This window comes from Paenarthrobacter sp. CM16, from assembly GCF_013179505.1.
Lineage (GTDB): Bacteria > Actinomycetota > Actinomycetes > Actinomycetales > Micrococcaceae > Arthrobacter.
Window position 1 is genome coordinate 14927 of sequence record NZ_JABMCX010000042.1, and the last position, 7708, is coordinate 22634.

Sequence of the window (7708 nt, forward strand, 5' to 3'; positions counted from 1 at the left end):
TGCTCACCAGATCAACCTTGACCTCGGTGCCGGGAGCGTTCTCCAGCACCTTCCAGATGAGTTCAATATCGTCCTGCGCCACCTGGGCGGCCAGCAGGCCCTGCTTGCCGGAGTTTCCGCGGAAGATATCGGCAAAGCGGGAAGACAGTACGGCTTTGAAACCATAGTCCTTCAGTGCCCAGACAGCATGCTCACGGGAGGAACCCGTCCCGAAATCCGGACCCGCCACCAGGACGGAACCGGCGTTGAACGGGGCCTGGTTGAGGATGAAGGACTCATCCTTGCGCCAGGCGGCAAACAGGGCATCTTCGAAGCCGGTTCGCGTGATGCGCTTGAGGTACACCGCGGGGATGATCTGGTCGGTGTCCACGTTGCTTTGGCGCAGCGGCACGCCGATGCCGGTGTGGGTGGTGAATGCTTCCATGATGATCCTCCTAGACTGCGGTTCCGGTCAGGCTGGCGGCCGAGGCGGACTCAAGGTCCGATGGCGAGCTCAGCGTTCCACGCACAGCGGTTGCGGCGGCGACGACGGGTGAGACCAAGTGCGTGCGGCCACCCTTGCCTTGGCGGCCCTCGAAGTTACGGTTGGATGTTGATGCGCAGCGCTCTCCCGGCTCCAGCTGGTCCGGGTTCATGCCCAGGCACATGGAGCATCCGGCAAAGCGCCACTCGGCACCGAATTCCTTGAACACCTTGTCCAGGCCCTCGGCTTCGGCTTCCAATCGGACACGGGCAGAACCGGGAACCACCAGCATGCGGACCTTGGGATCCTTCTCACGGCCGCGGATGATGTCCGCAGCGGCACGGAGGTCCTCGATGCGGGAGTTGGTGCAGGAGCCCAGGAAGACCGTATCCACGCGGATGTCCTTCATGGGCGTACCGGCTTCCAGTCCCATGTACTGCAGCGCACGCTCGGCCGCAGCCTTGGCGTTCTCGTCGCCGAAGTCTTCCGGGGAGGGCACCTTGGCCGAGAGGGAAACGCCCTGGCCGGGGTTGGTACCCCAGGTCACGAAGGGTTCCAGGGTGTCCGCGTCCAGGTCCACCTCAACATCAAAGGAGGCGTCGGGGTCAGTGTGGAGTGTGTTCCAGTACTCGACGGCGGCGTCCCAGTCGGCGCCCTCCGGCGCATGCGGACGGCCCTGCATGTAATCGTAGGTGGTCTGGTCAGGGGCCACCATGCCGGCGCGGGCACCGGCTTCGATGGACATGTTGCAGATGGTCATGCGCGCGTCCATGGACAGGGCGCGAATGGCCGAGCCCCGGTATTCCAGGACGTAGCCCTGGCCGCCGCCGGTGCCGATCTTGGCGATGACCGCCAGGATGATGTCCTTCGCACTCACGCCGGGACGCAAGGTGCCTTCAACGTTGATGGCCATGGTTTTGAACGGCTTCAGGGACAGTGTCTGGGTGGCCATGACGTGTTCCACCTCGGAAGTACCAATGCCCATGGCCAGCGCGCCGAAGGCTCCATGGGTGGAGGTGTGGGAGTCGCCGCAGACCACGGTCATACCGGGCTGGGTCAGGCCCAACTGCGGGCCCACAACGTGCACAATCCCTTGTTCCTTGTCCCCCAGCGAGTGGAGGCGCACGCCGAATTCCTTGCAGTTGGCGCGCAGGGTTTCAATCTGGGTGCGGCTGGTGAGGTCGGCAATTGGCTTGTCGATGTCCAGCGTGGGAGTGTTGTGGTCCTCGGTTGCGATGGTGAGGTCAACGCGGCGCAGGGGCCGCCCGGCCAGCCGCAGGCCTTCGAACGCCTGCGGCGAGGTCACTTCGTGAACCAGGTGAAGGTCGATGAAGAGAAGATCGGGCTGGGCGTTGGCTCCTTCGCCTTCACCTTTGCGCACCACGTGCGCGTCCCAGACTTTCTCGGCCAGTGTCTTTCCCACGGCCTTGCTCCCTTCACTGCGTTGGCTTGTTGCATTGTTCTTTGTCCACTGAAGCAGCATCGCTGCGAAATAGGCCAGCGAAAGAACTTGCATCTCAGATATTGAGACGGCAATATCATTACATGGACAATTCTAGTGGAGTCGGTGTCATTGATAAAGCGGCCCAGGTACTCGATGCGCTCGAGGCCGGGCCCACGACACTCGCGCAACTTGTAGCGGCCACGGGCCTCGCCCGGCCTACGGTTCACCGGCTCGCGCTGGCGCTGGTCCACCACCGCTTGGTGAGCCGCGACATCCAGGGACGCTTCGTGCTTGGCAGCCGCTTGGTGGAGCTCGCGTCCGCTGCCGGTGAAGACCGGCTGATCGCGTCCGCCGGACCGGTTCTTATCCAACTGCGGGACGCTACTGGTGAAAGTGCCCAGATCTTCCGCCGGCAAGGCGACTGGCGTGTCTGTGTCGCCTCCGCAGAACGTCCCATCGGCCTGCGCGACACCATTCCGGTGGGAACCCAACTGTCCATGAAAGCAGGCTCCGCCGCCCAGGTCCTGTTGGCTTGGGAAGATCACGACCGCCTCCTTGAAGGGCTGCAAAACGCCCGCTTTACGCCCACCGTCCTGGCAGGAGTACGACGCCGGGGCTGGGGTCAGAGCCTCGGCGAACGCGAGCCTGGGGTCGCCTCAGTCTCGGCCCCCGTCCGCGGACCGTCCGGCAGGGTCATTGCCGCTGTCTCCATCTCAGGTCCGATTGAACGCCTCACCCGCCAGCCGGGCCGCCTGCACGCCGAAGTAGTCTGCAATGCCGCACGGGTGCTGACCGAAGCCCTGCGGAAGAACAACGACTAAGGATCGGCATGGGCAATTACGCCGTCTTCCTGCGCGGCATCAATGTGGGTGGCATCAACATCAAGATGGCGGACCTCAAAGCTGCCCTCCAGGACTACCCGTTTACCAAGGTCAAAACCCTTCTAGCCAGCGGAAACGTGGTCCTGCAGAGCGAACTCAACGCTCAGGAGGTCAAAAAGCAGTTCGAGGAATGCCTGCGGAAGACGTTCGGCTACGACGCCTGGGTGGTGGTGCTCTCCGCGGCCCGCGTGGGCGAACTGGTTGACGCCTGCCCTTACCCAGCTGAGGACAAATCCACGCACACTTACATCACCTTGGCATCCGATACAGCGATGCTGGATGAGCTCTTTGAGGCCGGCGAAGCCTTGGGCGGTGTGGAACAGGCGCGCCTGGGCCCGGAGGCGTCGGCGTGGCTGGCCCCTGCCGGCGGCACGCTTGAGAGCCCTTTCAGCAGGCTCTCCGCCAAGGCACGGTACAAAGCCGGCACTACCACCAGGAACCTGCGCACCCTCATCAAAGTCAGGGATGCGGCAGCAGCCCTCTAGGCTCAGCGCTCTTCAGCCTCTAAGCACCTAGGCAGAACGTGCCACCTTCAGCGCTGCATTGAACGCCTTCAGCCGCGTGATCTCGACGTCCACCGGTTCCACGATCCTTTGCCCGGCAACGGCCGCCACTGCAGCCTTCAACCGCTTCCCGGCCCGGGAGGCCCGTAGCGTGGCCGCCCATCCGCCCACGATCCGGCCGGCAATGGCGAGGACGATTCCCAGCAGGACTCCCCCGGCCACCATCAAGGTCGGCCAAGGCCATCCCTCCGTCCGCGGCACCTCGGGCACAGGCATCTGGAAGTAGCCCAGCGCTGCCAGGACCCCCAGCCAGCCCAGGCCTCCAACGGCCAGCACCAGTGCCAGCCACTGGAACGTGTTAAACAGCACCCACCACAGCGGCCGCTGCGTTGTCTTCAGGTCCGTGCCGGCTATGGCCTGGTCCAAAGCATCAGGCAACTGTTCCCTGCCGTCCCTCGCAACGGCGCGGATGGCTGCCCGCCAAGGCCCGGGAGCACCCGCTGAGGCTTCGTCCGCGAAATCCCGGACCGCAGCATCGGTTCGTGCCCGCTCCGGCGCACCGGCAGGCGGCAAGGATGTCCGGCTGAGATCGGGCCGGGTATCCTCACGCCCCAGGTTCAGCCTCCGCAAAGGGTCCGGACGGAAGCGCAGCAACCAGCGCGTCACCGGCCAACCCGTTCTTCGGGCCGATTCCCTCCTGAAAGAGCGTTGGACGGCGTCCACCACCACCGGCACGTTGGCCGCCGTCGCCAATTCAGAGGCCAGCCGCGCTGTGGCCCCTGCAGTGATGCCACGGGCTTCACCTTCACCGGATGCCCCGGCGAGTTCCGTGCCGGCTTTGGCGACGTCGGCCGCGAGCCTGCGCGTTGTTGCTTCCCGTTGGACCACGACGTTCCTGATGGCCGCACGGACGTCCTGTACGCCGGTGCCTGTTACGGCAGATGCACCGACCACACGCACCTTGCCCAGACCGTCACGTTCCAGGATGCCTTTCAGGGACTCCATGACTGCAGAAGCGTCGGCCGCACTGAGCTTGTCCACCTGGTTCAGGACAACCAAGGTGACGGCCCCGTGGGAAGCCATGGGCTGAAGGAAGTCGTTATGCACCGCGGCGTCAGCGTACTTTTGGGGATCAAGAACCCACACCAGGACATCAACCATGCCTGTCATCCGCTGGGCAATCTCCCGGTTCTCTGCCCTGGTGGAGTCGAAGTCCGGCAAATCCAAAAGCACCAAGCCAGTGTCCGCGTCAGCCAACCCGGGGACCGAGGGCAGCGCGTGGCGTTCCTTGACATCGAGCCAGTCGAGCAGCGGGCCACTGCCCTCCTCACCCCATATTCCCGCCAGCGGCGCCGAGGTGGTGGGGCGCCGCGCCGTCGCTGTTGCGAGGTCGCTTCCTGACACGGCATTGAACAGAGAGGACTTCCCGCTCCCGGTAGCCCCAAAAAATCCCACCACCGTGTGTCCGGCCGATAAGGAGCGCCTGGAGGTGGCTCGCTCCAAGACCTCGTAGACCGATTGAAGGTTCTCGTCCGGAAGCACGCCTTCTGCGAGTTCGCGGGCCGTATTAAGGGCCTCCAGCCTGCGCTGCAACTGGGAGGCCTCGCGGACCTGGCCGTGGCGGCTCATGCGGCTCCTGCCAAGCGGCGCAGGGTCTTGGCATGTCCGGCCAACTGGTTCCCGGAACGCGGATGCACCGCTTCAAGGCGGTCCAGGAAACGCTGCCGTTCATCATCCAATAGCCGCTGGCACTGCGTGTGCAGGTCATCCCGGGCTTGCTGTGCAAGGCGACGCACAGCATCCTCGCCGAACACGGCCTCCAGCAGCTTCTGGCCAACTACTGCCGTGCCGCCGGCGATTCCGATCTCGAGTCCGCTCAAGCCCGCAGTCATGGAGAACACCACCACCATGAGGGCAGCGCCCAGTCCGTTGACGCCAAAGGACAACCAGCGGGCCTGGGTTCGTTTCCCCTGGCCCTGGGTGCGGATCATCTCCATCAGCCCTTCCTGCCAAGACCGAATGCCGGCGGCGGACTTGGCATCGAAGCCCTCGCTCGTTCCGGACAGGTCGTCGGCACCAAGGAGGTGACGTCCGGCAGCCTCGGATCTCCACCGCCTGTCCACGTTCTCCGCCGCGTTGGCTGCTTCATCCAGGATCACTGCCTGCAGTCCGGTCTCAATGGCGGTCTCCACCTTCACAGCAGGAGCCGGTTCACCCCGGAAGAATGCCCCCACCCGGTCCCTCATCCGCCCGATGTTCTGCTCCAAGGCCCGGAAGAACTCTCCGGTGCCCACAAAGTCCTGCCACCGTGCCAGCACTTCTCCCCGGAGCAGAGCACCGTCCTTGGTGGCTTCGAGAATGCGGGAAAGCGCCTGCTCATACTCCTGGACGCAGATAGCCCGGAGCTCATGAGCAGCCGCATCCTGGGCTGACGCCGCCTCGGCGATGCCCTCCAAGCGGACGCTGACGGCTTTGACAGCTCCATTTAGCGTCCGGCGGGCGACCTCCGCCCTGCCCGCTGCATTCGCTGCCAAGGCTCCGAGCCATTGTCGCAGCCCTTCCACCGATTCTTCCTGCAGCATGCCCAGCCCGTCCAAGGCGCTTTCCGGCACCACAAAAAGCTCCGCAGCCCCGAGCCCCTGCCGGTCAAGCATGGCCTTGAGGTCGGCCCTGACTTCTTCTTCCGCCGCAGGTGGCACCCGGTCCAGGACCACGGCTACGGTGATGTCGCGCGACGCCGCACCCAGGAGCAGCCGCCAAGGAACGGCGTCGGCGTAGCGGTTTGCGGTGGTGACAAACACCCAAAGGTCAGCGGCGGCGAGCAATTGTCCGGCGAGCCTGCGGTTGTCATCCGAGATCGAGTCGACATCCGGAGCATCGAGGAGCGCGATGCCCTGCGGCACGGAGTCATGCCCCACCAATACCAAAGAGGTGATGGCGTGGGCGTCCGGAGCGGCGCCTGCCTGATTGGCCGGCACCGGATTGGACGACACGGTGCCCCGGATACGATCCAAGCTGGGAAGAATCCGGTGTCCTTCGAACCATTCGGCGTCCCGGGGATGGTGCAGGAGGATGGGTTGGCGTGTGGTGGGCCTGATGGCACCTGACCTGGTGACGGGGTAACCCACCAGCGCATTGACCAACGTGGACTTTCCCGCCCCCGTGGAACCCCCGACGACGGCCAGCAGAGGAGCGTCCAAGCTGCGGTACCGGGGAATCACATAGTCATCGAGCTGCGCAAGTGATTCGCGTATCCATTGGCGGGCTTCCTGCGCCTCCGGCACGGCCAGCGGCAGTGTGGTTTCCGCCAATTCCGCGCGGGCAGCTTCCAAGGCCTCGACGGCGCGTGCCGCACCTTCGGGTACGGGGGTTTGCCGGGTAGCTGCCGGGTCTTCGTTTGCGGTCACAGCATCATCATGCCAGTCCGATCCCCCTCCGGGGCGCTGGCCAGTGGTTATGTGCAAAACGGAGGCAAAAAGAAATCCCCCGGAACAGTTGTTCCGGGGGATTCGATGGTGACCCCAGCGGGATTCGAACCCGCGTTACCGCCGTGAGAGGGCGGCGTACTAGGCCGCTATACGATGGGGCCTTGCACTTTTTATCACCGTTTCCGGCGATCAAGCTGAATGAGTATTTCATACTTTCAGCTTCGCTCCAAATCGCTTCAGCGACCGGAACTTCCGAAATTCCTGCGTGTTGACGCGGATTTTCAGAGCTGGGATACCAGGACTCGAACCTAGAATGACGGTACCAGAAACCGTAGTGTTGCCAATTACACCATATCCCAAAGTGACTTTCAGACCGGAGTTCCCAGCTTTGGTTTCCCTCAGCTTTTCCCTCCGTGCCCCTCAGCACGAGTAATGACTCTACCGGAGTCTTGCCACCTGCACAAATCGAGAAGCCGTTACCTGCATCACATGATTTCAGTCGTGAATCAGTGAGTATCAGCGACTGCCGGCGCCGCCATCAGCAACCGCGTCAGGGAGTCCACTTGGCGCCCGGTGAACTCCTCAACTACTTCACCGGTCCTGTTGAGCCATACGCCAATCAGCCCCGCCGCTGAGGCGCCATCAGCATCGAGCAGCCTGTTGTCCCCGACGTAAAGGGTCTCCCCCGCCGACGTGCCCAGAAGGCGCACGCCCTCGAGGTAAATGGCAGGATCCGGCTTCGGCACGCCCACAGTATCGGTGCCCACGAGCACCTTGATGCGGGAAAGACCTGCGCCGTCCAGTTTGGCGCGCTGGTAGTCGTGCACGTTGTTGCTGACGGCTCCGTAGGGAATGCCGGCGGCGTCCAGGGCATCGAGGACCCCTTCGACGTCGTCGAATGCCCTCACATAAGCCGTCTGGCGCTGGTGATACTCGGAAACCCAGGCGTGGGACTCTTCGCCTTCACCAAGTTCCACACCGAAGTGCCC

Annotated in this window: 7 protein-coding genes and 2 tRNA genes; 2 read left to right on the forward strand and 7 right to left on the reverse strand. The window is 63.9% G+C overall.

What is annotated here, in order from left to right; genetic code table 11:
• Both leuD and leuC read right to left on the reverse strand, forming a co-directional pair.
• A partial coding sequence (gene leuD / locus HP499_RS05605) for a 3-isopropylmalate dehydratase small subunit (protein ID WP_172322916.1) occupies positions 1–424 on the reverse strand: 424 nt, incomplete at its 3' end.
• A gap of 10 nt (positions 425–434) precedes the next feature.
• Positions 435–1886 carry a 3-isopropylmalate dehydratase large subunit gene (gene leuC / locus HP499_RS05610; protein WP_172322917.1) on the reverse strand — a complete coding sequence of 484 codons (1452 nt, stop codon included), beginning with the start codon at positions 1884–1886 and terminating at the stop codon, positions 435–437.
• A gap of 122 nt (positions 1887–2008) precedes the next feature.
• Here leuC and HP499_RS05615 point away from each other — a divergent pair, with 122 nt between their 5' ends.
• Both HP499_RS05615 and HP499_RS05620 read left to right on the forward strand, forming a co-directional pair.
• Positions 2009–2728, forward strand: coding sequence for an IclR family transcriptional regulator (locus HP499_RS05615; protein ID WP_014922101.1), 720 nt, complete (start codon positions 2009–2011; stop codon positions 2726–2728).
• A gap of 8 nt (positions 2729–2736) precedes the next feature.
• Positions 2737–3273 carry a DUF1697 domain-containing protein gene (locus HP499_RS05620; RefSeq protein WP_172322918.1) on the forward strand — a complete coding sequence of 179 codons (537 nt, stop codon included), beginning with the start codon at positions 2737–2739 and terminating at the stop codon, positions 3271–3273.
• Positions 3274–3300: 27 nt separating this feature from the next.
• Here the strand turns inward: HP499_RS05620 and HP499_RS05625 are convergent, their stop codons facing one another.
• The 5 genes from HP499_RS05625 to HP499_RS05645 all read right to left on the reverse strand — a co-directional run.
• Positions 3301–4920 carry a GTPase gene (locus HP499_RS05625; RefSeq protein WP_172322919.1) on the reverse strand — a complete coding sequence of 540 codons (1620 nt, stop codon included), beginning with the start codon at positions 4918–4920 and terminating at the stop codon, positions 3301–3303.
• Positions 4917–6698 carry a dynamin family protein gene (locus tag HP499_RS05630; protein WP_172322920.1) on the reverse strand — a complete coding sequence of 594 codons (1782 nt, stop codon included), beginning with the start codon at positions 6696–6698 and terminating at the stop codon, positions 4917–4919. The genes HP499_RS05625 and HP499_RS05630 overlap by 4 nt, the downstream gene beginning before the upstream one ends.
• Positions 6699–6804: 106 nt before the next feature.
• Positions 6805–6880 (reverse strand) — tRNA-Glu (locus HP499_RS05635).
• Between the two features lie 126 nt (positions 6881–7006).
• Positions 7007–7078: transfer RNA gene (locus tag HP499_RS05640), tRNA-Gln, on the reverse strand.
• Between the two features lie 147 nt (positions 7079–7225).
• Positions 7226–7708: HAD family hydrolase (locus HP499_RS05645; RefSeq protein ID WP_172322921.1), on the reverse strand; the 483-nt coding region annotated here is incomplete at its 5' end.

Excerpts from the sequence above, each read along its gene's own strand:
- HP499_RS05615 (WP_014922101.1), top strand. The coding sequence starts at position 2,009 with ATGGACAATTCTAGTGGAGTCGGTGTCATTGATAAAGCGGCCCAGGTA.
- HP499_RS05620 (WP_172322918.1), top strand. The coding sequence starts at position 2,737 with ATGGGCAATTACGCCGTCTTCCTGCGCGGCATCAATGTGGGTGGCATC.
- HP499_RS05625 (WP_172322919.1), bottom strand. The coding sequence starts at position 4,920 with ATGAGCCGCCACGGCCAGGTCCGCGAGGCCTCCCAGTTGCAGCGCAGG.